This is a genomic window from Vibrio sp. HB236076, from assembly GCF_040957575.1.
GTDB lineage: Bacteria > Pseudomonadota > Gammaproteobacteria > Enterobacterales > Vibrionaceae > Vibrio.
The window spans coordinates 322771-349166 of the sequence record NZ_CP162601.1 but is presented as its reverse complement, the minus strand read 5'-3'; the positions used below and the strand labels follow the sequence as shown (position 1 = coordinate 349166).

The 26396-nt window shown below is 43.8% G+C and carries 25 protein-coding genes and 1 tRNA gene; 5 read left to right on the top strand and 21 right to left on the bottom strand.

Translation table 11 applies throughout. The annotated features are described in order from the left end of the window. Nucleotides 1-226: 226 nt before the first annotated feature. Entirely contained in the window at nucleotides 227-2461 is a 2235-nt protein-coding gene (locus tag AB0763_RS01675) for a TonB-dependent siderophore receptor (protein WP_306102151.1), read from the top strand. Between the two features lie 99 nt (nucleotides 2462-2560). On the opposite strand, the gene AB0763_RS01670 is transcribed toward AB0763_RS01675, so the two are convergent. From AB0763_RS01670 to AB0763_RS01655, 4 genes are all read right to left on the bottom strand, one after another. After that, nucleotides 2561-3679, bottom strand: coding sequence for a PQQ-dependent sugar dehydrogenase (locus tag AB0763_RS01670; RefSeq protein WP_306102152.1), 1119 nt, complete (start codon nucleotides 3677-3679; stop codon nucleotides 2561-2563). A gap of 124 nt (nucleotides 3680-3803) precedes the next feature. Beyond that, the gene (locus AB0763_RS01665; protein WP_306102153.1) at nucleotides 3804-4556 is read right to left on the bottom strand and encodes a TSUP family transporter; all 753 of its coding nucleotides are present in this window, start codon (nucleotides 4554-4556) and stop codon (nucleotides 3804-3806) included. 244 nt (nucleotides 4557-4800) lie between these two features. Beyond that, nucleotides 4801-5004 carry a hypothetical protein gene (locus AB0763_RS01660; RefSeq protein ID WP_306102154.1) on the bottom strand — a complete coding sequence of 68 codons (204 nt, stop codon included), beginning with the start codon at nucleotides 5002-5004 and terminating at the stop codon, nucleotides 4801-4803. A gap of 239 nt (nucleotides 5005-5243) precedes the next feature. Beyond that, nucleotides 5244-5456, bottom strand: coding sequence for a cold-shock protein (locus AB0763_RS01655; protein ID WP_306102155.1), 213 nt, complete (start codon nucleotides 5454-5456; stop codon nucleotides 5244-5246). Nucleotides 5457-5876: 420 nt separating this feature from the next. Here AB0763_RS01655 and AB0763_RS01650 point away from each other — a divergent pair, with 420 nt between their 5' ends. Further along, entirely contained in the window at nucleotides 5877-6134 is a 258-nt protein-coding gene (locus AB0763_RS01650; protein WP_306102156.1) for a hypothetical protein, read from the top strand. A 14-nt stretch (nucleotides 6135-6148) separates the two neighbouring features. Here the strand turns inward: AB0763_RS01650 and AB0763_RS01645 are convergent, their stop codons facing one another. The 9 genes from AB0763_RS01645 to AB0763_RS01605 form a co-directional block, all read right to left on the bottom strand. Continuing rightward, nucleotides 6149-6646: a hypothetical protein gene (locus tag AB0763_RS01645; protein ID WP_306102157.1), complete on the bottom strand. Its 498-nt coding sequence runs from the start codon at nucleotides 6644-6646 to the stop codon at nucleotides 6149-6151. A 732-nt stretch (nucleotides 6647-7378) separates the two neighbouring features. Next, a complete protein-coding gene (locus tag AB0763_RS01640) occupies nucleotides 7379-9301 on the bottom strand; it encodes an N-6 DNA methylase (protein ID WP_306102158.1) in 1923 nt (640 codons plus the stop codon). A 79-nt stretch (nucleotides 9302-9380) separates the two neighbouring features. Further along, entirely contained in the window at nucleotides 9381-10499 is a 1119-nt protein-coding gene (locus AB0763_RS01635; protein WP_140184405.1) for a hypothetical protein, read from the bottom strand. 179 nt (nucleotides 10500-10678) lie between these two features. After that, nucleotides 10679-11299 carry a hypothetical protein gene (locus AB0763_RS01630; RefSeq protein WP_306102159.1) on the bottom strand — a complete coding sequence of 207 codons (621 nt, stop codon included), beginning with the start codon at nucleotides 11297-11299 and terminating at the stop codon, nucleotides 10679-10681. Nucleotides 11300-11395: 96 nt separating this feature from the next. Beyond that, entirely contained in the window at nucleotides 11396-12232 is an 837-nt protein-coding gene (locus AB0763_RS01625) for a hypothetical protein (protein WP_306102160.1), read from the bottom strand. Nucleotides 12233-12402: 170 nt separating this feature from the next. After that, nucleotides 12403-15093, bottom strand: a complete 2691-nt coding sequence (locus tag AB0763_RS01620; RefSeq protein ID WP_306102161.1) for a hypothetical protein — start codon at nucleotides 15091-15093, stop codon at nucleotides 12403-12405. A gap of 65 nt (nucleotides 15094-15158) precedes the next feature. Continuing rightward, the gene (locus tag AB0763_RS01615) at nucleotides 15159-15587 is read right to left on the bottom strand and encodes a hypothetical protein (protein WP_024103869.1); all 429 of its coding nucleotides are present in this window, start codon (nucleotides 15585-15587) and stop codon (nucleotides 15159-15161) included. A 373-nt stretch (nucleotides 15588-15960) separates the two neighbouring features. After that, nucleotides 15961-16140, bottom strand: coding sequence for a helix-turn-helix domain-containing protein (locus AB0763_RS01610; RefSeq protein ID WP_023585710.1), 180 nt, complete (start codon nucleotides 16138-16140; stop codon nucleotides 15961-15963). A 10-nt stretch (nucleotides 16141-16150) separates the two neighbouring features. Then, nucleotides 16151-17308, bottom strand: a complete 1158-nt coding sequence (locus AB0763_RS01605; protein ID WP_306102162.1) for a site-specific integrase — start codon at nucleotides 17306-17308, stop codon at nucleotides 16151-16153. Nucleotides 17309-17491: 183 nt separating this feature from the next. Between AB0763_RS01605 and AB0763_RS01600 the strand changes: the two genes are divergently transcribed. Then, nucleotides 17492-18799: a hypothetical protein gene (locus AB0763_RS01600; protein WP_306102163.1), complete on the top strand. Its 1308-nt coding sequence runs from the start codon at nucleotides 17492-17494 to the stop codon at nucleotides 18797-18799. Nucleotides 18800-18898: 99 nt separating this feature from the next. On the opposite strand, the gene AB0763_RS01595 is transcribed toward AB0763_RS01600, so the two are convergent. Next, nucleotides 18899-19096: a hypothetical protein gene (locus AB0763_RS01595; protein ID WP_061871897.1), complete on the bottom strand. Its 198-nt coding sequence runs from the start codon at nucleotides 19094-19096 to the stop codon at nucleotides 18899-18901. 87 nt (nucleotides 19097-19183) lie between these two features. Then, nucleotides 19184-19321 carry a hypothetical protein gene (locus AB0763_RS01590; RefSeq protein ID WP_023585706.1) on the bottom strand — a complete coding sequence of 46 codons (138 nt, stop codon included), beginning with the start codon at nucleotides 19319-19321 and terminating at the stop codon, nucleotides 19184-19186. Nucleotides 19322-19635: 314 nt separating this feature from the next. Here AB0763_RS01590 and AB0763_RS01585 point away from each other — a divergent pair, with 314 nt between their 5' ends. Then, the gene (locus tag AB0763_RS01585) at nucleotides 19636-20541 is read left to right on the top strand and encodes a helix-turn-helix transcriptional regulator (protein WP_368643565.1); all 906 of its coding nucleotides are present in this window, start codon (nucleotides 19636-19638) and stop codon (nucleotides 20539-20541) included. Nucleotides 20542-20937: 396 nt separating this feature from the next. After that, a complete protein-coding gene (locus AB0763_RS01580; RefSeq protein ID WP_255212448.1) occupies nucleotides 20938-21063 on the top strand; it encodes a hypothetical protein in 126 nt (41 codons plus the stop codon). A 583-nt stretch (nucleotides 21064-21646) separates the two neighbouring features. On the opposite strand, the gene AB0763_RS01575 is transcribed toward AB0763_RS01580, so the two are convergent. The 6 genes from AB0763_RS01575 to AB0763_RS01550 form a co-directional block, all read right to left on the bottom strand. Then, a complete protein-coding gene (locus AB0763_RS01575; protein ID WP_306102165.1) occupies nucleotides 21647-22078 on the bottom strand; it encodes a DUF2787 domain-containing protein in 432 nt (143 codons plus the stop codon). Nucleotides 22079-22177: 99 nt separating this feature from the next. Continuing rightward, a complete protein-coding gene (locus AB0763_RS01570) occupies nucleotides 22178-22678 on the bottom strand; it encodes a hypothetical protein (RefSeq protein WP_306102166.1) in 501 nt (166 codons plus the stop codon). Nucleotides 22679-22722: 44 nt separating this feature from the next. After that, a complete protein-coding gene (locus AB0763_RS01565; RefSeq protein ID WP_306102167.1) occupies nucleotides 22723-23106 on the bottom strand; it encodes a hypothetical protein in 384 nt (127 codons plus the stop codon). 102 nt (nucleotides 23107-23208) lie between these two features. Beyond that, nucleotides 23209-24444 carry a tyrosine-type recombinase/integrase gene (locus tag AB0763_RS01560; protein WP_306102168.1) on the bottom strand — a complete coding sequence of 412 codons (1236 nt, stop codon included), beginning with the start codon at nucleotides 24442-24444 and terminating at the stop codon, nucleotides 23209-23211. Between the two features lie 56 nt (nucleotides 24445-24500). Continuing rightward, nucleotides 24501-25475: a PD-(D/E)XK nuclease family protein gene (locus AB0763_RS01555; protein WP_053809380.1), complete on the bottom strand. Its 975-nt coding sequence runs from the start codon at nucleotides 25473-25475 to the stop codon at nucleotides 24501-24503. A gap of 552 nt (nucleotides 25476-26027) precedes the next feature. Beyond that, nucleotides 26028-26112: transfer RNA gene (locus tag AB0763_RS01550), tRNA-Leu, on the bottom strand. Nucleotides 26113-26396 lie beyond the last annotated feature (284 nt).

Genomic DNA, 26396 nt, shown 5'->3' with positions numbered 1-26396 from the left:
TTTGCCAATTGAATGTTCACTCAACAATTTATCGATTTTAATGAACTTTTTGTTGTAAGTGAGAATGATTTACATATAATGCGCTCGAATGATAATCAATCCCAATATCATTATCAATAATAATTATATGTTTTTCATTCTGCCTGTAACGCAATATTTGGCAGTTTATGAGTTGGAATACAACAACGACGCAGGCCGTCATGATTGAGTAAATAAAGGAAATAAAGTGCAGTTAATTCCCTCTTTTTCTAAAACCCGCCTTAGTATCGCTGTCAGTAGTGCCCTGCTGAGCGCTTGGGCCCCTCTCGCTTTTGCTGAAGACAACAGCAATGAGACTGACACTATCGAGGTTATCGGTCGCTCTGGAGACGGTTTACACGATATTGATAACACCGCCACTAAGATGAGCCTTTCTCTTAAAGACACTGGGCGTTCCATTGCCTTAGTCTCGAAAGAAGAAATCAGCGATATGGCCGCAACCGATACTCGCGATGTCGCCGCTTATCAAGCTGGGTTTAACTGGGAATATTCTGCGCCGAGGTTTGTTTACCACCGCGGTATTCAAACCAATATCAACACCTTTATGACCAATGGTTTACGCAACCTTCAAGCCTTCTATGTCGGCACAGGTTCACTACTGCCTAATACGTACAACTTAGAATCTGTGACTTTTCTAAGTGGCGCAGATAGCATGCTCTACGGCAGCGGGATTGCCGGTGGTGTCATCAACTCTATCACCAAAAAACCCCAAGAAGATGCTCAAACCACTTTTGGTCTGCGCACTCGCTCTTTTGCCGCCAGCGATGTCGGCTATTTTGACCGCAACCAATTGGTGATGGATTTTGACTCGACTGGCCCACTCGGTGAGTACGACGATGTTTTGTATCGCTTGATCGCCCAAGTTTCACCTGATGGCGAAGATTACCAAGATCACCACGGCAATGACGATGTGCTGATCGATACATCGTTGACGTTTAAAATCGGTGATCATACGCGTATTACGCCGCGTTTTGAGTACAAAGATCAAGAACGCCAGGGCGGAAGTGGTTGGACTGACGGCTACTTTGGCAGTAACTTCATCAACGGCAGCTTAGGATCGACCACAGGCTCAGTCGGTTCATTTGCCGACCGCAGCTACGATTACGGCAGCCCGTTAGATGTGTCAACCACAACCATGAAAACCGCAGAGCTTTCGGTTGAACACCAATTGAATCCAAACTGGAGCATCAATGGTATTGCTTCGTATGTTCGCACCGAAGCCGAGGGGCAAACCCTGTATGTCAGTAATAGCTCAGCGCTTGGCAACAGCATTGGTGACACCACGCTAGAGCGCAAATGGGCTTACTCAAAAAGCGACGACACTTACTACTTAGCGGACATTAATACCGAAGGCCAATTCACCTTAGCAAACCTTGATCACCACGTCTTATTTGGCGTCAACTTGCGACGTGCAGAAATCCGCACTGCTCGCAGTTTCCAAGACAACGCCGACGCACTGGGTAACTACACCATTAGCGTCTCAGACCCAAGCGATCAAATGTACTCGGCAATGCCAAGCTCACTCAAAGATGTCGATTTAACGCCAACCACAGATCGCGATCTGAATATTTACCTCAAAGATCGCGTCACCATCGGCGACTTTACCCTGGCATTAGGACTGGGTTATCTTGATTTCAATGGTAAAGAACAATCCAATTCAGGGGATTTTGAGCAGAACTTCTATCACTTCAGTTATGATGCTGGTGTCATTTATCGCCTAAATAACGATGTCAACTTGTTCGCAACGTACAGCCAATCTTACGATCCTGTCGACACCTCTGATATCGTGCAATACGGCCAAGATGGCGTCGATTATGATCCGGAACAAAGTGATAACTACGAAATTGGCTTTAAGGGCAGCTTCTTTGATCAGCGCTTAACCTCGACAGTCACCTTGTTCTACATCAACAAGACCAACTTAACCTACACAGAAACAGCCGATAACGACGAGACGGTTCTGTACCAAAACTCAGGTGAGAGCTTCCGCGCGCACGGTGTCGAAGTGAATGCTCGTTACCACTTTAACCCTGAGTTTTATACCCAGATCAGTTACGCGTACACCGATGCTCACGACACCATGCTCGGCGATGATCCAGGCAAGCAAGCTGACATGACACCGTACAACTCTCTTACCGTATGGAACAGCTACGACCCTGCTGATACCCCTTGGCGTTACGCGCTGGGTATGCGCTCACAATCGTCTCGTGGCCAAACGTCAACGAGCCTCAATGGCTATGATTTTGAACTGCCCGGCTACGCCGAGTTTGACTTTGGCACTTACTATGAGACCAAAAATTGGGATGCTTCGCTGCTGATCAAAAACCTGCTTGACCTCAATCGCGCCGATGCTGTGTCGAACTGGACAACCGTGTCTTCAAGCGATCCACGCTCTATTAACCTCGGCTTTAAATACCGTCTGTAGACGTGTATCAGCGGTGAATTAAACGCTTATTCACACGAAAAAAGCTCAGAGGGCAAGGCTTTACATAGCATTGTCCCCTGAGCTTTATTTTTATGTCTATTAACGGCGATCTAACGACAATAACCGCCCACCATGTTTGTCTTCTAATAACCAAATTTTCCCGTCCGGGCCTTGCTCTACCTCTCGAATGCGCTTTTTCAAATCAAAACGCTCCACTTCACGAGCCTGTAGGCCATCAAATTCAACGCGAATCAAGGCTTGTGAACGCAAACCGCCAATAAAGCCATCGCCTTGCCAGTCCTTGAACCTTTGCCCGGAATAAATAACAAACCCCGACGGCGCAATGGTTGGCACCCAATAGGCCTCAGGCGTGTGGAACTCAGGGCGAGTATCGTGATCTGGAATCGACAGCCCCGAGTAGTGATCGCCCCATGAAACCTCAGGCCAGCCATAGTTCTCACCAGCCAAAGTTAAATTGAGCTCATCGCCATGACGCGGGCCCATTTCATGAGTCCATAAGCGACCTTGTTGATCAAAGGCAATACCTAGCGCATTGCGATGGCCTAGTGACCAAAAACTCTTGGCCAGCTCACCTTTATCTTGAAAGGGGTTGTTTAGCGGAATACTGCCGTCATCATGAACTCGGATAACCTTGCCAAGATTTTGTTGCCAGCTTTGAGCCGGTTCGAGTTGTTGGCGGTCACCAGAGGTAATAAATAAGTATCCTTGGCGATCAAAGGCCAAACGATGAGAGTAATGTCCCGACCCAGATGTTTTGGGAAATTGTCGCCAAATGACAGAAACATCATTTAAGCGTGGCGGTTGGCTGGTGAGATCCAGCTTAGCTCTTGCTACCGCAGCCCCGCGCTTGTATTGTTTATCCTCTTCGGCATAAGAAAAGTAGACCCATTGGTTATCGACAAAATTGGGGTGGAGAATAATATCGCCAAGCCCGCCTTGGCCGCCATAGGCGACTTTGGGCAACCCCGATATCGATTGTACGGTCGATGTGTCTAACTCGACTAAGAGTAGCCGACCTGGCTTTTCTGTCACCAATAAACGCTTATCGGGCAAAAAGGTCATCGCCCAAGGTTGGTTAAAGCTTGCGTGACTTTGATAAAAAAGGGAATTGCCTTGATCACTCTTAAATTGACCTTGCTCGTTGGCGTGTGCCAAACCAATAAAAGAGAGCAGGATTAACGGGATTATTCTCATCATTGACCTCACTCATCGTTTGCTCAATTGATTATAGACAATGATAGAATATAAGGGAGTCAAGTGAGGCCATTGGGTGATAGGCCCCACTGACAGCTAAACACGCTTTGTTTAACTGAGCCACAGGCTATTGTAAGAACAACATTTTGGTCGAAATACCGATAGTCACCGTAACCATGGCCAACTTGATCAGCATTCGTCCTTTCGCCAGGACCAGTTTCGCGCCCACTTTTGCACCAATCACTTGGCCAATGAACATGACCGCGCCGATATCCCATAAAATATGGCCATCGTAAATAAAGTACAGCAAGGCGGCAAAGTTACTACAAAAGTTCAATACCTTAGTATGGGCCGTCGCTTTGACCAGATTAAACCCCAGTAACAAAACTAAGGAAATAGCAAAAAACGATCCCGTTCCGGGGCCAAAAAAGCCATCATAAAACCCCACTACCGTCGCAATAACAAAGGTATAGGCGAGCGGAGAGATGCGCTTTTCACGATCTAACTCACCAAGATTGGGCGAAAAAATAAAGTAGATGGAAAAACCGATCAAAAGAAAGGGAATAATAACGGCCAGAAAGCTACTGTCTATTTGTGTCAGAGCGATGCCACCGATAAGTGCACCGAGAAAGGTCATCGACATCATGCCCAGCATATTTTTGATTTGAACATCACCGGTTTTGATAAAATGCAGCGACGCAGACAAAGTACCGCCGACGCCCCCCAACTTGTTGGTCGCAATCGCCGCCACAGGGGGCACGCCGCACATTAACATCGCGGGCAGCGCAATCAAGCCTCCCCCACCGGCAATGGCATCAATACAGCCAGCCAGCATGGCCGCAAATAATAAAAAGACCAGAATTTCGTAACTTAGCTCCACTTTGTCTCCTTGTGTTTCTCCGATAGAGATACAATCCGTGATATTCGCCGCTTAGCATAAGGGTTTTCATCCGCTGAGGGAAGTCACTGATCCCAAGCCGTGAAAGGAATGTGCGTTTTAACAAATCGACGTGAAGAGAATAGAGAAGTGAAAAAGTTCAATGAGGCCCGAGAAGATGAGGGCGAGGACATAAGCCAACCGGCCATTGCACTGTCTTTTCAATGGCGGTCAAGCTAATCGAAGATTATTGGGTGTTATCAAAATAGCGTTCAGCCTTTGCGAACAGCATGTCGCAGTGCTTTTTATGCGCTTGAAACGCTTCGCTACCGGCAGGCATCTCGTCTAATTCCGCTTTGGCACTTTGATATTCTGCAACCATTTTTTCGAACTGCGCTTGTTGGTAGTTCTTTTTTGCTTTGTGTTTATTATTGCCAACTCTTTTTTTCATGATCGTTTCCTTGTGAGGCAAGAGGTGAGCGTACCTGTGTTGATCCACTCATCGGAGGGAGAATGACGAGAGGGAGAGCAATATTGAGAAGAAAAATAAATAGAGATACGACACAGCAAGTGCATAACATCACAGGTATATCGACACTTTTAATATCGTATCCATTTATTTCAACTACCGTTTTGTAACAGTAGTACGCACTTTCAACCCAGTGAAGAAAGTGACTAACTCAGCTAAAATTAAGCAGTAACAACGTTTGTTGCTTGAGGACCTTTTTGGCCTTGCTCAACTTCAAAAGACACTTTTTGACCTTCAGAAAGCGTTTTGAAACCGTCAGAAACGATTGAACGGAAGTGAACGAAAAGATCAGCGCCACCGTTGTCAGGAGTGATGAAACCAAAGCCTTTAGTTTCGTTGAACCATTTTACAGAACCAGTTGTTTTGTTAGACATAACTATACCTTTTTTAAATTACAATGAATTCAAAAAATCTGACTATTTGATGGAAGATGAAGAATAAGTTGCCGCAGGAGTCGTATTACGAAATGATTCGAAAGAAAACTAAGGAAGTGACTTTTACTTGATGTTTCATAAATAGCCCAATTTTAAGAGCTCGGGGTAATATACACTGTTTGCAAAAAATAGATAGTACTATTTACTCCATAACACTTAATGCATTGATTTTAAATGTTTTATTCACAAAACTCACTAACTGGTGCACGACGTATCGCCCAATACAGTTCGCTTTTTAGTGAGTCTCATCGCACTTATCAAGGTTCATTGCTCTAGCTTTAGAATATTTCATCATTTTGTCACTTTTACCCCCTAGATTGTCGGCCAAAAGATGAAATAAAAAGAATAACTCGCTAAATCATGTTAAAGGCCAAGCACCCATTAGATCTCAAAATCATCACACTTTTACAGCATCACGGTATGATCAAAAGTGAGGCTAAAGCGCATCTTAAAAACGAGGTCTATCGCTTACAACACGAAGACGTAGAGAAGATCAATAAGTACACCCTGCATTTCGGTTTACAGACCAAGCAGCAATTAATTGATGAGATTTTGAATCTGCGGCGCGAAAAGTTGCTCTCGCTGTTAAATGGCCAAGCCACTGATCGCATTAACTAACCGCGCGTTTTTGTTCAGGTCATCTGATTGGGCACGATTTCTGATGTATTACATTTTAACCTTTGCTCAGTGAAGTGCCCCTTACACCTCACCCATTTTTTCTTTGATTCAGGGCTGCGCTTGATTTGATTATTCTTGGCAAGTGAATTGATTGCCTTGGTAAAATCTGACTTTGACAGCCCTAGCTGATTTTGAAAGCTAGGATCTAAAGCGCGAGGAGAGTTCAAAGCATGAAGAAGCTTGCCTTCAGGAGATTTTTTTGGGGGCTGTTGTGGCTTAACCATTGGAACCTCCGTATTCTCTCTAGTTCTGATGCTTTGACAAAGCCCGCCTAATTGCTTGCACTGAAACTCAAAGGCTGAAATCAAGCTTTCATCGTTACTGTAGAGCTCAAAATGAACCGATCCCAACTGCTTTTTATCTAAGGCAAGCAACACCCTAGAAAGGTAAGCAATAATATAAAAATCGGCTTGATTATGACCCGTCGGATAGTCTGATAAGAATAGGTACAACGACTTTTCACAAACAAGCTTGACGGAATCTGACTTAGAAAAAACGAAGACTTTATCAACGACCGAAGCGTTAATTTTTTCTAGCGCCTTCAGGCCTACATTTTCAGCATCGAATTACATCGAGGCTTTATCGTTTAAATATGGTACCGGTGGGCGGACTGATTGGACAGGCATCCCTGCCGCCACACCGAAGGCAACACGGCCCTTTATCATAAAATTTACAACACCTAAAACGACGAAAGGCCGCTATAAAAGCGACCTTTCTTTGTATGGTACCGGTGGGCGGACTGATTGGACAGGCATCCCTGCCGCCACACCGAAGGCAACGCGGCCCTTGATCATAAAATTTACAACATCTAAAACGACGAAAGGCCGCTATAAAAGCGACCTTTCTTTGTATGGTACCGGTGGGCGGACTGATTGGACAGGCATTCCTGCCGCCACACCGAAGGCAACGCGGCCTTTATCATAAAATTTACAACGCCTAAAACGACGAAAGGCCGCTATAAAAGCGACCTTTCTATGTATGGTACCGGTGGGCGGACTTGAACCGCCACGCCCGAAGGCAACGGATTTTGAATTCCTCTCAAGCTCTTGTAGTTACTTGCATTTAAGAGGATTTTGTTGGATATCAAGGACCATAAAATAGGATTTCATTGGATCTATTTAGCACACATTGAGCACAGATTTGAAACGTTGACACCTCCCACTTGATGTAGGAGGCATGCTATTTTAGGACTCTAGAATTACCAGTCGAGATTGTCGAGCTAATTCCCTTGACTCTATTCTCTCGTTGATAGATTTTTCAACCATACCTGCAACTTCAAGGCGTTTAGCTTCTGATTTTGGTAAAGGTAACACCAATTCATAAATTCGTTTACCCAAAGAATCAATAATATCTTGCGTAAAGCGCTTCGACTGAATTTGAGTGATTACAGGTTTTGAAGACAATGCAGCTAACAGTAGGTAAGGCGAAATTACTGACTTATCTTTCACTCGAATTTTATACAAGTGACTTTGGTATAGGATTTTTGTATCGTATTTTGAAACAAAGGCACACGTACCAATAAGGTAAGTACCATCCTTAACCATCAGAATATCCCCTTCCTGAACATCCTGACGTTTCGCATACTTTTGGAAGATTTCTTCAGACACACCATGTTTAGGATCAAGCTTAACTTCCCAGTTAGAGATATCAGAAGTACGAACAAACGGAATGTTACCAGTTCCATATGCTAGTTTACCAACTTCATCACCCGTTGAAATTTCTATAATCCCCTTATCATGTAACTCCTGCAATGAAACTAAATCATGAGAGTTATTCAGAGAGTTTAACTCCATTACTGCTTCAGGGTTGTAGTATCTAGGGGCAAGCACAAAGTTTTTTAAATCACTTTGCTTGATCTTGTAGCCCAAGTAACTTTGTCCCTCTGAAATCTTATCGTTCAAGTAATTATCAAGGATTACTGGGATATCATTATGAGGAATTAGATTTCCTCGGCTGTCGTGACCACACCACTTAGCCTCTGCCATAAAAATTTCATTATTTAATGGAGCTTTCTCATGATCTTTTTTGGTAGCCAATATCAAACATGTTTTAGTATGAGTACCACCTTTACCAGAGGTCTTAAATAAATTCTCAGGCATACCAATAACAGCATCTAGAGCCATATGTTTGAGTAAGTACTGAACAACATAACTGCTTGAACCACTAGTCAACATACTTTCTGGTACAACAATACCCATTCGACCACCAACTTTCAGTAAGCGAATACATAACTCCATAAACAAGATTTGAGGAGAGGGGTTAGAAATAAGCTTATCTGTAATGCTGTAAGTGCCATCTTCTTTGTTCTTTAACCAACGATGAGCAAGTTCGAACTTTCGCTTAGTTGCTTCAGTACCAATTTTGATCTTTGCACCAAAAGGTGGGTTTGCCAGAACTACATCAAATGTATTTTCAAGTTCAAACGGAATGGGACCGTTATCTTTGATTTTCTTTTCGATTGAGTCACCGCACACAATGTTATTTTCTGTCATAGTGCTAAGTGCGATGTGAGCATTTGCAAGCTTAGATAAATATTCGTCTTTCTCAATACCAAAGATAGATTTCTGAACATCTTCCGCAGAAACGCCATTTGCTCTTAAGTAGCGAGAGGAAAAGCTAAGGAAGCTACCAGCACCACAAGCAGGGTCAATAATAAGATCGCCTTTCTTTGGCGCAACAGCTGCTACAAGCCATTTTACCGCTTCAGTTGGAGTGAAAAACTGACCTTCGTTACCTCGTACTTCAGAACCAACAAAAGCTTGATAAAGTTCACTCAGAGGATCATTATGGGGATCGCTTAAGTCTACAAATGTGAATATTTCATGAATGTAAAGGATTGAGTCAGGATCTAGTAATATTTCTTCAGAGCTATCAAATACGCTAGGTAAATCTTTTTTGATTTTCTCAAAAGCATTCCTGTAATTTACAGCAAGTGTTTCTCCATCAACATAATTTCGATTTGCAAGGTCATCGAAATTCACATAACAAAACAAACACTTAACAACCTCATGCATAAGTGATTTATCACGAGTGATACCAATCGCCTTACCGGCCAAATAGTTTCGAATCTCTAAAAATGCAGAGTTTAGAGGCTTTTTCTTAGTCAAAGTAGTAATCCCAATTTCAGTTCATGAATCTGGGATTACTTTAAAACAGAACCTGCTTTTTTAAAAGTTCAATAAACTATTAAAGAGTTAGTTCGTTCATTCTCTCAGCAATACCACGAATCAATGCTCGTGTTGCATCCAAATCTAAGTCTCCTTGGATCCGGTTTCCATCGGCAGAAATCCACGCGATGTTTGGACCAACATGACGTCCTCCAGCTTTGAGCGGGTTCATATGTCCGACTTGGAAGCAGGATTCGCCATGCTCAGCATCCTGTTGGAACTGGATGAAGTCCAGAGGTTCCAGTGTAATTGGGCACTTAGTTATATGCTGAGCTCCAAACAACCCTTCGTTAATGAGTCGTAGCTTGGTTTCTTGAGAGAAATTTGTAAAGTGGGCTAGATCGCTCAACAACTTTCTTTCAACCGACCAACATTCTTCGATTGTTGCATGTTGGAAATCCATTGCGATACACTCCCAGCGTTTTGCACGGTTTGTTTGAACCTCCCCCGTCTGTGAGCGGTCTGTCTTATAGCATTTCGTATTAATTTTATTTCTATTCTTACTAGTCAAAGCCGCACGAATGATCGGTCTGGCTTGAATCAACCAGCAAATATCATTCAGATTTGTCAAACATATATTTTGGTGTACATGAACAGGATTTAGCAGGACGTTTGAGTATGTTAATACTCCTTCATATGGCACTGCCCGGCATCCTGGATATCTTAAGTTTTTGAACACTTCTAAGTGTGGACGGGAATTAATAACTAATTCTAATGACCTATTGAAAACTGCCAAACAATCATCAAATGACGAAGCTCTTTCATCATTGCCCGGACTGAATGGTCCCCGATAGTTTTGGTAACTACCTGGCATTGTTTTGATTATCGATCCTTCAAGCCAACGGGTCTTCATCTTGGTTGAGGTAATTCCTAAATTAGTAAGCTCAATCAAAAAAGCAAATCGGATGCACGATTCAACAATGTAACTAAACTCAGCATCATTCGTCCGCTGGCTTAAATTGGTTAACAAGGTTGATGTTGAGCATGATTCTGTTGGATAATTTTCTATGAGCCATTTGGTCAAAACAGATACTCTATATGATGGAGCTTTTCCTTGAAGCTGAGGTCCACCAAAAGAGTCACTAACAGTTTCTCGTTCAACCAACTCCATTAAATTTCTAAAATTTTGCGCCAGCATAGCACCTCCTAATGTTGGTGCTATTCTCTCATATGCAACCGAAAAACCATAAGAGTAAATGCATGTTTTAAATGTATTATTTTCTTTACTCCCTTAATTAAAGGAAGTTTTAAAGTTCATTAACAGGATAATGTACTTAGTAGTATGTGGAACATCCTCTAAAGTGTAGATGCTATCGACTACTTCAGCTCATAGAACAGCTCGGTCAAAACCGCTTCACCAACTTGTTCCACTAACCGTTCAACAAAACCATCAAACTCATCAGCAAACCCAATTTTCGCCAAGTCATACTCAGCAGCAACTTGATCCAGTGATAGGTTACGAACCTTACCCTGATTCTTAGCTCGACGAGCCTTGTCATTCAACGAGGTAACGGCCTTACCCAAATCACCACCAGCAACCAGCGCGGGATGAGCAAGCAACAAATGGCGCGCAGACGGGTAAAGTTTGTTACCGTAGAACATAGGTTTGGACTGACCTTTTAGCTTCTCTCGGTTGGCATGGGAAGCCGAAAACGCTTCCTCTACGGATATGCCAGCCTTTATGCGGTTCATCAGCGTACTTTGCGCGACACCTAGCTCTCTAGCCGCTTGGCGCATACTTGAGTACTCAGTGCCGTCTATAACAACTTTCTTGCGGTAGTCACCTTTAGGGCGCGCTTCTAGCTCAAGAGCTTGCTCTAGTGTCCACCCGAACTTGGTAATACGCTCATTCACCAGTTTAGGATTCAAACCATAGTGACGCGCAGCAGCTGTTCGGGAAGGGAACTCAACTCCCTCAATTTCATAGATATTTTTCATATAGTTATCACTTTTCAATTTGCTAAGCATAAAACCACACAGAGGCCGCCTGGACAAGCCAGACGACCTCTGCATGGTCACTACTCTAAATAGACCTTAAAACGGCGCATCATCGTCTACAGGTGCTTTTTGAGCTATACCCTCGCCGAAGCAGACCTTAGATTTAATCTGCTCATATAACGCCAGCATGTCGCGTACGAGTTCTGCGTTCGGTCTCGGCTGTCCGTTAGGTTTCACCCAGTTCTGTTGCTTCCACTTCGGTGCCCATAACGTCAGAGTGTTAACCACTGTGACATCCAATCCCAAAATTTTTACGGTTTCAGCATCACAACTAAGTGCCTTATCAGCTTGTTTTAGCGCTGCATACCCCAAAGACATCCGTTTTAATGACACTTTCGCACCTTTCTCATGCTCAACAATGCTAATACCTCCTGATACCTTCTCTACTCGCGATGCTTGACCACCAGTTCCAAGAACACACTTTAAAGTAACGTGTTTTTTATCGTGCTCTAGTTCATCCTGAAGTCGATTCCATGCTTGTTCAGTTGCTTTCTTAGATGCAGCAATAGAACGCTCTTCTATCGTCGGCTGAGACTTAATTCGCGCTTCCTCAGCAAGCTTCTCCGCACGTTCTCGCTGGACTTCAGCAAGCTGCTCAGCGACAAACTTATCTTCATCAGCCAGCATAGCCTGAATGATTGCCTCGGCTTCTTTTCTCGATACATTCCGCTGTTTAAACTCCGGTGCAATTGCTTCCCACTTTTGAAAGGCAATCAGGTCGCGCATGCCTTTCTCAATAGTGCCGCATTTGTAAAAGATTGCTGGAACACCTTTAACACGCTGGTAGTAAGGTCGCGCTTCGATATCGCTTGGGAATACTGAGGTCTTGTGACCGCGCAAGATTACGATAGGGTTCTTTTTTGATCGTCCCATGGTGGACTCCTTATAAATTTTATTGAGTTAGCCGCCGGAATGACGGCTGTGGATTTGAATAAATGTCATTGCGTGTGAGGTAGGGCTTCTTATATCCCCAACGGTGCAATGGTTGATATGTAAAAAAGCCCTTTGAGATAAGGGCTTTCGATAGGTCAATATTTACGATCTCAACGGGCGTTGAGAGCTTCTCGCAGTGAGGAACGAGATTCAGGGTTGAAGAGGATTTCAACTTCGAAGTCAGGAAACTTCGAGACTATTAAGCGAGCTAAGTTGATGGTCAGCTCTGTCATCGGTACAGCGCCTTCAATCAATTTGGTATTCTTAGCACTACGTACAGCGGTCGCTTTGGTTGGATAGCCAATATCGGTCATCCACTCAGCTAATGCTTTAGCGCTAATCTGCTTCTTGCTCATACCACCTTGTTCATGCGCGTAGAAACGCAAGAATAAGCGTGCCATTAAGCTATCCGAAGTCTCATCAGCCTTTAAACGCAGGTCCTTGTGACTCGTGCTTTCTGCCATTACTAAACGGTCTTGCCATGAACACCAATCCTCAAACGTTTTAAGACAATGCGTCTTCCGCCATCGATCAAAGCGCAATCTTGTAAACAGCATCTCATCCAGCGACTTGTGTGGCTTGGTTTCAAGCGCAATATGCTTCCGTCCTTTCACGTCAACCATTACCGGATTTAGGAGCTGTCGCTTTTGATCATATTCCATATTCAGGAAGATGGACCGCTTCTCAAGCATCAAATCCTTATGCTCTAAAAAGCGCATCCGGTTCGGTGTTAAGTAGCTACCATCAACTTTGTCACCGGGCTTTCGGGTGAGATACTTGTTCACCATATAAGCACTTTGGTCAGTGACCATCGGATCGACCTTAACGCCACCTTTAGCCAGTATCGGCTCAAAACCTTCACTTCCGATAACCGTGTACTGAGCACGAGTTTTAGCACCGATCAGTTGCTTCGCTTGATGCTTGAGTTCCAATACTTCACCACCAGTTGGGTCTATACGATGGTAGAGCTCTCGGAACCGCTGACAAATAGAGCCACTTAGGTCTATCTCATCCAGTTCAGCATTAGTCAGAAAGCCATCTGTCGTCACTGAAACAACAACCTTATTATCGGGGATGCTATGAAGCATTTCCCCCAACAAGGCTCTAGCTAAGCCAGTCGTGTAAGCGGCGAAAAATGGGTTGGTCAAAGTCGATGGTGGTAGTTGCGTAGAGTAACCAGCTTGGATATCGAACGACCTCTTTGGGCGTAACGATTGAGCTAGCTTTCCATAGCAACTATTCAACATTTCCTTGGTCAGTTTCTCGTCAAAGCTACCTTTAACGAATGATTTACGCCGTTCTCGACCCCAACGCATGAAGTCTTCGAAGATTCGTTTATCATTCTTCCAGGGCACTACAAACGCTTGCTTGATGGTGATTTCAGCACCTTGGTTATACGCAACTTCAAGTTCATGACCAGTGCAGTGCGTTTCACCTGATAGCGGAAATATCAATCCATATTCAGATCGTACGGCTAAGGACGGGTAGGCAATATCAGGGAACTTAAACTCGACCCAAGCCAAAGCACATTTGTCTCCAAACAGCTCTTTCAGATCTCTGGTCATGTACATCTGGTCGTAATCTAACTCACGTAAACCAAGCGTAATCGCCGAATAACATGATGGAACATCGTAATCACGCCATGTATCTATACCCGTGGGGCCAGCGATGAATGACTCATTGCGACCACCGTGATAACACTGAGTCGAAAAGTTTTCCAACGTCATACGAGCTGTTACAGGCACATCCCGTGTAATGGTCAGAGGTTTACTTCGGTCAGAAGGCCAAACCTCCTTGGTCACTTTCTCAAAGCCAAACAAACCACGGTAACCGCGCTTATCCTCCAAACTATTCACAAAGGCTTTAACGGCGATACCACCAATAGTAAAAGGAACCGAATTTAGACCGAGTGTATTTTGACAGAAGGAAGAAACCCGCTCGAAATGACGAGCACTGATAATTGAATCAGTAATTGCATACTCAGCGAATTTCTCAGGTTGTGCTTCCAGAAACTCATCCATTCGAGAGATAGAGTAAGGCTCTGGAATTTCAACTTTGGGTATAGACAGTAGGTCGCCTACTGATGAAAGAGATGAGCCATTGGGCGCTAATAAAAGCGTATCATAAAAGGTGATGAACAGAGTTTTCTTGTTACCAGACTTCGAGTAAGCGTGTAGTGGTTCTTTGTCGATACGTCGAGACATGACTTTATCAAGTTCCAGTCCGTATACGTCATCAAGACTCGCCACCGTCTTACGTAAACCTTTGACATGTGTCTTCAGTTGGTTAAAAGCTTGGCTGAAGTTAAACAAATCAGCCGATAGCCAATGAGCACACAAAATGATGTCAGTCGGCCACTTATCAAGTACTTCATCTTCCATCGCTTTTTCGATAGCCTGAACCAAGCATTTGTCCAGTGCCAGCCGTCCCGATTTTTTGGTCGATTCAGGAAACAAGATAATCGTTGATAACTTGCCCTGGAACAGAACGGCGAATTGGTAGCTCAAGATACGATTGTAGGTTCCGCATTCAGACTCTACATACTCAGTATCCATCGCTATCACGGGGCGCTCAAAGAACGGTGTTGCCTCTCGTCGCTTTCGCTTAGTTTGCTTCTTCTTTTTGGGCTTACGACCCACCAGTGGTTTCGCTTTGCGCTTAACGCTATCAAAAGAAGTGGGCTCACTAGGTTGAGCGTCACCCCAAGCACTTACCGATTCTTCTTCAGTCCAACCGGATGTTGCTAGGTTGTCCATGCTTAAGTCAGAAGACTGCTCTAACCAATCATATGTTTCATTCATAATACTACTCTCTAGAAACGCAAAAAGACGCTCTAAGCGTCTTTTTGCAAGGTTTACAATGATGATTATTTAAAGTCTGACCAAGCAATCTTAGGCAGATCATTACCCTCGCTGTACGTCAGCAAGGCTTCAGTAATCGCGTCACGCAAACCTTCGAGGTCACTGAATTCTTCAGGCGTAAACATAGCAAGCAAATTGTCGCTGTTTACCACCGTCATCAACAATGCACCCGACTTTGGAGAGATGAAAGCACCGCCGACCGTATCCGCATGGATCCAGCCACCGCTTTCTAGCATGAAACATTTGTTTTTCTCAGGCTTCATCTTCTTCGATACCTGTTTAAACAATGCATCAGCCTCTTCACCAGTTTCAGCAACGATTAGATTGCCTCTTGCACCCAGAATAAGCAGTAGATCTTCAGACGGAAGAACAGTTTTACCACCAAACACATTTGCTACACCAGAGTTAGTACGCACAAAAATAGAGTTACTCATTTTGATACCTCAAATCATTTAATTGTTAAAGAGCAGCGAAGAAGCTCGCTGCCCCCTCGAAAACAACTAAGCGAGAGAATCGCTGCGTTGCTGAGGTTCATATTAGGGATGAAAGAAAGCACTCAACTAAGAAGGGAATCGAGTCGACAAGCCACAAAACAATTAACTCGTCGCTCAAAGTCCAGCTAAGATTTAGCGCAGAACCTAAGTCACGAAAGGCGCTAGAAGAAATATCAATCGTCAAGGCTGTGATAGTAAAAAGATCAAGATTAGGTACACTTTTGTTTGATTTTTATAGGCAGATACTAAAAAGCCCAAAGACGTCCTAACGGACGCCTTTGGGCTTTTATCTGTATTAAGAGATATTACTGTGTTAATGCATTGTCATCTCTTTTTCCCAACGCTCAACCTCACTACGCAAGAAGCGCACACTGCGACCTATGCGCATCACTGGCGGTAAGCTTCTAGGGTTGCGAGTTACATTGGTTCGCACGGTTGCCGGGTTTAAGCCGTACATTTCCGCAAATTCTTCAATAGTTAGTACTCTGGACATGTCGAACTCCTTAATCGATTTGTAAGTTAGGTAGCATAGCGTCAACGGTCTGCTGAGAGGCTTGCGCTAAATGGGTATTTTGATAGTAGGCGTAACGCTCGGTGACATTCACATTGGAATGACCAAGGCTTTGCTGCGCGAGACGGATATCGTTCGTCGCAATCAACATTTGGGTTGCGTAAGTGCGGCGAAGATCGTGGATAGTAAAAGGTGCGTCCAGACAGCCTTCTTGCTTCATGGCTTGCTGAATGCGTTCCATACAAGCACGTGGGTAGGCAATATGCTCACCTTGGTTCCTTAACGAAGGGAACACCCAATCATTAAACGACACTTTGAGACATTTACGGATCAGGCGTTTTGCAGGCTCGGAGAAATAAATGCGCTGCGATTTACCAGATTTCGTCATCGGCAGGAGTGCAGAAGAAAGATCATCGGCAAGCATAGATCGAGTCAAACTCATCACGTTGCCAATACGCATACCTGTCAACAAACTCAACATCAGCGCACTCGCATGTAGAAAGTTCGGCTCAGCACACGCATGACGACAAAAGCTTTCCGCTTCTTTCGAGGACAACACTCGGTCTTTCGCATTGTTCTCCACCCGCTTTTTAACGCCCTTTACTGGACTTTTATCAATAATCTCGTGCTCAACCGCCATCGAAAAAAGTTTCGACAAGAAGGCGTGATAACGGTTAATGGACGCATGACTTAAGTCAGTAAGTGAATTGAGAAACCGCTCAACATCACGGCGATTCACGTCCGTAACGCGCTCTTTACCAAACGCAGCCATTACGCGCTTAGAACGGGATAAAAAGGTCTTAGAATCGCGGTGATGATTACGACTGTATGGAAGTACAACGTCATCAAAGAACTGCTGAACCGTCAAACGCGATCCCTTCTGGTATGCCCCAGACTGAACATCAGCGATAAATTGGTAAGCCAACTGATTGAATTCAGCAAACTTCATTTCGGGATAAGTGCCAAACGACTCGTAGTAACGCTTTCCTTTCCAGCCAAGGCGAACAATCCAGCGCATACTCTTCGCGGTCACAAGTACGCGCAATCGGGGGTTTTTCTTCCAAGGATACTCAACACCTTGCTCGCCCTTAGCAGGACGAGGCAAGGCGTTAAGTACCTTCTGGTTCATTTCTATCGGTGTAGTGCTCACAATATCTCACTCCGTATAAGTAAATCGTGAGCAAAGATTAAGGTGACACTGACTGAAGAGTGCCGACCACACGACTCCCTCTACAGACCATAAAATATGATGCACCGTAAGAAAAAAGAGTTCATACAAAGAGATTAACTCGTTAGTATGCACAGATTAAGGAACCATTTTGTTTGATTTAATATGCCTAGAAGAAAACCCGTACTCTATGAAAAAACGGTTTACCTTTTCACGCCAAAAGCTAAACCGTTATCAATTCATAACAAGCACTTGCTCATCATCACCCTACAGCGGCTATTTGGCTTAAGTCCTGATAAAGCTACCGCAGCATTGGAAAGTGCCTTTAAAAAAGCAGGGGTACACCAGTCGTTCCCAAAGCGTTCCGCACATTCCACTTATAAAACTAAGCACATTAAAACGCTCAAGCCATTGAAAGAATTGTCAAACAAGAAAAGAATTGCGCTCACTTTAATCGAGAGCAGCATTGTAGAATTGGACAGCAGTAAAGACGAGACATACCAAGATATAGAGATGCCAATCACGGTAGATATTCTAGACTTCCCACCCTGGTATAAACAAAACCGAGAATTTATCCAGCTCTTGGGAAACTTCATTTCAACCGAGCGAAAGTACGAAGAAGAAAGCCATCAGCTGCTTCTTGAAGCCGTACGCAGAGCATCACCACCAGCAGAAAAGCACCTAATAGAAACGAATCTCAAGTTCTACAAAAAACATATTGGTCAACCAAGTACCAATAAAGTAGCTAACAAACAGCTCTTAGATGCCAAACTCGTTATCTTTAACACCATTAACGACGAGGTTGATAACAAAGATAGTAAAGCTGATACCAAAGAAAGCAAAGAGATTGAGACAACCACTCATAATTACTTAGATTATTATGACGATACGCGTGGCGAAACTGACGAGAAAGACGACGAACAGAGCACGTACCTCATCTATCTCTTGGTTAAGCCAAGCAAAAGTATCAAATACATCCCGTTCAAAATTACCAACCTAAATCCGCTCTACAAATATCTTGGTAGTAGAGACAGCACTTACTCAGTGTATGCAATTAAAAACCGTAATCAATTAACGCTCGAACTCGTTATTAGTGACAAAAGTCGAATAAAATATAAAGCCACCATCGAGCAAGACTTTCAGCAAGACGTACCTAACCCGTTTACTGGTCAGATATTATTCAATACGTTCAACTTTTGGGATCCATCGTTACCTGACAAAAAACACACAATTGTTAGACAAAGAAAAATTCACACATGTAACGTAAAGCTCTCAACATCGGAGGGACATATCGGCAAACGCAGCATAAGGTATATCTTACAACGTATGCACCAATCGCTCTCACTGACAGAGTTTCACGATATCGTTACACCCAAAATGTTCATTGAAAGACCTCAAGCATATAAAACAAAACCTATCTTGCTCACATGGCAGTGTGAAATTAAGAATGGTATTAATTCCCCAACGGACTAAATGAACACAGAGGAAAAAGTCCAATGAGACAAAGGGAAACCACTTCCCATCAGTTACGACAAAGAAAAAAGTAGAGGCAGTTTCGCCTCTACTTTTTCACTAGATAACATCTAGCTCATCCAACGCTCCTCCGATTAATGCACCTGCGACAAACCCGAGCGCCCCGCCAATCACGACCCCTTGGGGACCATAGCGGGTACCGAGTGTGGCACCGTACTTCGCGAATCGAACACCTGTTGACGAACTAGGCTTAAACCAGCGCTGTTGAGGGTTAGAGTGAAAATGTGTTTTCGCCATAATGTTTTTTTCCTTTTCTCTCGATATGAAAAAGGGCGATACCTTTCGATATCGCCCTTGTTGATAAGTCTAATTTAGTGATGGGACTTAATCATCGTCATCATCAGCCATGAAGTCACCGCCAAGCCAACCATCGTCGCCCGGTTCCATGTCGAAGTCCTGACTGAAGCCAGAATCTTCTGTACCATCATCATAGTCACCTTGGTCTTCTGTCCAACCGCCCATATGAACGCTCCTTCTTAACTGTAATCCATTGCGCCACACGTATCGCATGACCCACCCTTGGTGACCCAACCGGGACAACCTAAAGAGCGGCATGAGTAACCTGATGCCATAAGTGGCTTAATGAATGTCACTTTCATTATAGTTTCCTTTAATTGACGTTGTAGTAAATCTACGTTGTGTAGTATCCCACTGAGCTCGGACAGGGTATGTCCAAGACCGCAGAATGAGTGTGAAAATAGTCATCGTCATTGCACTGCCTTACCCAATGAAAGCTATGCCAAATCTCAGTGCGTGACGGTTAGAAACATTTAAAAATGTTTTGCCCTCAACCTGTCCAAGGGAAACCGTACGCTAGTAGCATGAGCGATAAGAGTGAAAAGCTAGCATTAAGGCTAGGTGACATATTGACGAGATTGTTTATGGGAGAAGTGCTCTCCCCTGAGCAGTTGGTCGCGGACTATCAGGTAAGCGAGAAAACCCTGAGACGCGATTTCAATGAAAGGCTCGTCAACGCTCCGATTATCCGCACCAATCAGGGTTATCGGTTAGATCCGGTAACTCGAAATAATGGTAATGCGAATACCAACAAGGTACTGCACGATACGGGGTTGTCCGCGCTACTACCTAATCATTACAAGTTCAACGGTCACACCCCCGTTCTGTTTAAGAACCCACGCTCCGAACCCATGGAGAAGTTCGATGCGCTGTTTAGACAACTGACCGAAGTGATTACCACTCACTCTGTTATTGACCTTATTTACCATGGAAAAACGTTTGAATCTGTCCATCCCTATCGTTTGGTAAATGACCGTGGTATCTGGTTCCTCGCTGCGACCTACAGTGACCAGTTACATTCGTACCGACTACCAAATATTTCACGGATTCACCGCCGGGAAGATAAATACAAACCGAATCAAAAGGTCCACGAGGAGATACATAAACAAGGGATGGAGTGGCTAACTCCGGATGATGCTGAGGTGCTTGTACAGGTTGATAGGGAAGTAGCTCCACGCTTTCTTGAAGGTATGATTCTTCCCCACCAGCAGCTATTGAAAGAACTAAGCGACGGTAGTTTGTTGGTCAGCAGTCGAGTATCAAGATTGAGCGATATCTTGCCCTTGTTGAAGTCTTGGATACCTCAAGTCGAGGTTCTCTCCCCAGTCAGTCTCAAGCTTGAACTTATACGCGATCTCCACGCTACTTTGGATCGTTACAAGTAGTCGACACGTTTCAGACTACCGAAACCTATCAGCTTACTGAGCAATTAGATCATGATGATCCAAATGCTTTATTTGCTGTACATGAGTATCGTGTCATGACGTTGCCACGTTAATAAATAACGCCCTAGCGTTCTCTCTAGAAGCACAGCTCCAAGTCAACAAAGAACCCCGACATAATGTCGTTTCACTACGCCGAGACCGACCGCTCTACCCATGGACTTGCCACTATGTACCGATTTTGAGCTTACCTATGTGAGATAAGGGAAAGGGGTGATTTAGCGAGACTTGAAACCGATACCAAGCAAGGGAAAACTCAAAATGATGCTATTTTTGGTCAGGTTCAGACTAACTAATAAATAATTCCGAAGGAAGCTGTAATTAAATAGGGGTATTACCATGATGTCTGATGCACGAACTCTGCTCCAAATCACTCAGTCCAGTCCGTATTTTTACCTAGTTGATATCGCTAACTTGTTAAGCTTCACCGCCGTTGGCTATCTACTGGGTATGATGACTGGATAAACAGAGCCATGAATTGAACTTGTCACTATAGATTCCGGTGACAAGTTCCTTTTTGACTCAACGGGTTTGAGATTAATGTGTGGGAATCGTGGATTACCGCTTACAGCGCATAGTAACGTTGAAAATGACCAAGTTTTCACGCCAAGCCACTAACAAATTACTAAGGGCACCTCTCGTTGCATAATAAGGGCTAGCCTTTACCCCTAGTTGCAGAGATAGCATCAGACAAATCATTCTCTCGGTATTTTATATAGGCTTCCCGTCCCTTACTGCTCCCATTGCTTCGACATAGCAATGGGAGCTTTTAATAACAAAACACCAGAACAAACCAACCAAACTCGTTAGAATTAACGCTCCCTTCCTTGGTGTTTCCACCGTCCATTGCAATCCAGCAACTTCATCCCCTCTGAATCCCGAAGGCAACGGATTGGGTAAACGTTGCTAAAACTTGCCCCAATGAAAAAGGCTTCCCATCACGCCATGATTAACATGGAACAATAGGAAGCCTTAGTGTCACTAGGAAGTGAGTCGACTATTTTATGGTACATACATGGTGCTTTCTACTTGGTTTGTTGCCGATGGACTAATCCACAGTGACTTTTATCTCATCGAACACGCCCATTTCGACGTAGCTAAGAAAGTTGGATTCCCACATCGAGTAGAACTCCATTACCTCACTACTTGTTATCGGCAGCTCCGGAGCATAGGAAAAACTCGCTGTTCCAGATGAGAAGTTAAAGTCCACTTCTTTAACCAGTTCGGGATAAGGACCACCGCAATACGCAAAGTCAGTGATGTAATCAAATATCCACTGGTCGTAGAGGCGGACAAGCCTGATTTCAACAGGGTGCCAACCGCCACTTTCCGAACTGTAGGATGAATCTCGGAAGTTGATCACTACCGATTGGATCATGGGTGTCCATTTGCCTGATTCGCTGATCAATTGGTTTAAAGCATCTTGAAGATCGACACTGACAGGCAGCAGTAATCGCTCAACGTCAAAAGTTAAGTTCATAATAAAATCTCTTTTAGTTTGTTAGGGATGCACTCTTGTTAAGTGCTTGGTATGAAAACCAGAGTTGGCTTGGAGGGTAAGGGAGCTGTGGTTTTAGGGTTATTTCGCTTTGGTTTCAGCGTCAACTAATGAAAGCAACTCATAACGACGTTGCTCGTAGTCTGGCGCTAGAACGTGGAGAAACACTGATTTCTCCGACTGAATGATAAGACCAAGCCCCCTGCAAACCCCGCACATAAAACCAGCATTGTTCGCTGACTGTCCAGAAATTACACACTTCAGCACAGAACTCTTGAACGGCTTATCACCCTGCACATCTAGTACAGCGGTGATGTCTTTAAGTGGGATCCATTCCTTGCTGTGTAGACCTCCACCTTCATTACCCGACATGCGGATATAGAGCTCGTTTTCTTCATCATGAATGGCGATTTCATAGAACACATGGTTCTCTGTTTTCGGTGATAGCTTTTTAGCTTTGCCCTCGCGCACGATATTAGTGAAATGGTCTACTGATTGATCGTCAGTGACCGTGACTTGTTCATTGCCTTCTACAACTTCTGGTAGAACGGCTGCTTGTTTATTGCTTGGTTTACGTGCCATAGGACACCTCCTTTAAGTTGGAATAATTCAGGTTTAGTTTGATTTTAAGATTCAGCTTGGTCAGCGAGCTTGGCGACAGGGAACGTTGGACTGTTCATAGGAGCACAGCAGTACACACCAGCGCCTTCCATGGTCACTATGGCGACCGCTAATAACCAAGGACAATCATCGTCGTTTAACAACAGAACCCATTCAGGGTAGTTAGTAACAAAGCGAAGAAAGTGCAGATCTTCCTCAGACTCTTCATTCAGTATTTCGTTGGTATCCCCTTCCTCAATCAAGTACAAGGTAGTACCGACCTCATCCCAAAACGTTTTTGTGCTTTCTTCATCACCGAATGGTTCTATCAGGTGCTCTAGCAGTTTTGCTTTCACACCATCCGGCATTGGCAGTGATTGAATGTCTTCAAACTTGTTTACTGTTTTCATTTCTAATCTCCGTTTAATAATGAAAAAGCCCCTGTTTAGCTCATCGCTAAACAGGGGCTTTTCTAATGTCATTTCCAAATTAACTGGTTAAACCTAACTTCTTCATTCCCAGCGTATCTCTGGCTTCGCAGTCACCATATCCGATAAGCGAGAGCCTATCTCCCTCCGACGTCCAACAGTCAATTTCGAGTAGCGCCTTGTTGATGACAGGTCAGCGTGATTCAACTGCTTGGCTATGTCGTGTAACGAGACTCCTTGGCTAGCTAATAAACTCCCAACCGTATGGCGAGCTGAATGCAGGGTTAGGTTCGCTTTATCACCGGGTATGTCGGGCAGTCCCATCTTGGCTTTGATAGCCTTGAAAGCATGCCTAGGTTGCCCTACTGGTTTACCCTTTTTGCGTCCAGGAAAGAGATAGGGATTATTCGCCACATGAGGCACCGACCTCAAAATATCAAGCATGTAGTCTGTTAGAAATAAAACGTGGTTACTACCATTTTTCGTTTGCGGGATAGTGAGTGTTTTTTCGTCCCAATTCACATCGGATTTCAAGCGTAAACGCAGTTCCTTATCCCTCGCGCCAGTCAAAAACAGCAAGGCTAGATACGCGCCAATACTTTTGTCTTCATGGTTCAAAGCGTGACCTATGAACTCCTTTAGCTGTGATTCAGACAAGTAGCCAGTGCGCACGTTATCCTCTTTCAACAAACTCACCTTGTCAGCAATGAGCGGAGCGTCCATCAACTTGTATGCTTGACGATTGATCGTTTTCAATAGAGCTAAAACGCGATTAATCGAAGCAGGAGCATACGGTTTACCCTTAATCGTAACTGCGTTCTGCATCTCCATTTGGATTTTGATGATATCGGCGGCGGTTAGGTCATGAATCGAGATATGGTGTATCGACTTTGCTAAACGAAATCGCGCTACATCATCCTTCCAACTACGTTTCTGTTTTGCCAGTGGCAGGTACACTTCATCAAAGAACCGTTCCAGAGTCATCGTCTTCTCGGTAGTCTGATTGTCACGCTCAAGCTTTGGATCAATACCTTCAATAATTTGCTGGCGATACTCTTTGGCTGTTTTGCGCAATGTAGCGAGGTCAGTTTCAGGGTGCTTACCAAGACCAATAGATGCCTTCTTACCTGTTACCGGACTGGTATAGCGGAGTAAGAAGCGTTTCCCGCCAGACTTACCTACTAAGCAGCGAACGCCAGTAGGCAAGCCAGAGTCTTTCATAGCGGATAAATTGACTTCGTAATCAGTGGATTTAGCGTTAGCCGGATTGGGTTTAAGGTTGTTGAGGAAAGTGGTGTTGAGTCGGGTTTTACTTTGCATAATCAAATACCTATCAGTTAGACAAGTATTTGATTAATATAATTTTCACTTCTAATTTATTCCAGAAAATCCAATAACTTACCAACTCGGCGGAGATTATTAACCGTATCTAAAATATCGACACAACCTTCTTTGTTCATACTTATGTAGTCTGTTTGATCTACTAGAACCGTCATATACTTTCCAAGTCCAAACTTAGAGGGCTTAGCAAGGTTGATCCCGTTCTGTTCAGCTTTATTCTTAATCTCTTTATACCACCGAGAGCGCTCTGTTTTGCGTAGTTCCTTATCAGGTACTTTAATTTTGATACAAAGCTGCTGCTCTTCAAGTTGAACATAAACTTCAGAATTATCAACGTCACGCCCAAAACACCAAAAACCCATAAAGCCACCAGAGGGATTAGCTACAGACTTCCATCCGCCAGCCCCCAATTCCTTCTGCAAGTGCATATAAAAACCAGCCCATGCTTGTCCAGACCAAGTCTCGGGAGGCGTAGTCAGATAACTATTAACCTTTTTTTCTATTTCCTGTAGATGTCTTCTAAAATCGAGAAAAATTGAGTCATTAATTTTGTCACCCTTATTCAATACATCTAAAAAGTCCTTTCTAGAAAATACCTTGTAACCATTTGATTCGATCGAGCGATAACAAGACTGATCAAAGGTTTTAAAGTATATCGGGAGGATGTTATCTACTTCGTAAGTCCTTCCCTTAATTTCATTGAAATAGCGAGAAAGTTGATCAGAATGTTCACGTGTTTTGGTCTTATCCTCGATGAGAACTACAAATTCATCGTTAACGATGCACAGCACGTCTATATGTGAATCTTGTTTTGTAATTTCGACTTTGTTAACAGTTGGCAAGGATTTACCATGCTTACTAAACAATGATTTCAAAAAACTTAAAGCACATTGATGAAGTGCCTCATCGACCTGGCAGTACTGAGGATCTGCCCAAGATAGGAACCAGCATAAAAATGCATCTTGAGACAGCTCACTGGTAGCATATCGAAATAGATTAGGTTTATTCATAGATTGCTCACAACTGAAATATCAAAATAAATCATCGTAACCTAAAATACTCAATATTTTAGTGAGTTAAGTCTTGTCAGTACGACAGCCGAACTGTCAATTCCGAAAAAAAAAATGTGTAATGTAATTGTCTTATATACCCCAACGCCCTTCCAACACACACCGCAAAACCTCCTATCTCAAACCGGCTTTTAGACTATCCATCAAAACGATCAGTTGCCTCATAAAACCCAAAACCAAACCGCATAGCACCGTAAAGTCACCATGGTCGTACCATGGTTCTGGCAGCTCGAAGCCCTTGACGATACTGGCTTGCGAGATGGCAGCTTTTAGCATTTGTTGGATTTACTGGGATTCCCTTGCGCACAGAACCGTCATGCGATGAACCATAGATGGACCATGGAAGAAATTTTAAGGTGGATAAAGTGAGGTTAATGAAGCGAAAAAAGAGGTGACAACAGAAAAGGAAAAGTGAGGTAAGCACCTGAAAAGTCGAATATTTTCAAAAGCCTAAAACGACGAAAGGCCGCTATAAAAGCGACCTTTCTAATATGGTACCGGTGGGCGGACTTGAACCGCCACGCCCGAAGGCAACGGATTTTGAATCCGTCGTGTATACCAATTTCACCACACCGGCATCTCTGGGCAACTGCCCTTTCGATGGTTTGCATTATACGTAACGCGACGGGTTGTGCAAGCACAAAATATTGAAATCGCTACCGTTTGGATAGATTTTCGACAACAAGCGCACTTTTCAGCCATTAAGACACTAGAAAGGCCAAAATCAGCGCTAAAAAATCGCTTCAGACACCGAAAAGAACGACCTTTAAACAAGGTAAGGTTTCACACCCTGTACTCAGTACAGCACTTTTGGTCGTGAATTTTCTCACCCGATTGCCAATGATTTTGCTGATAAGTACA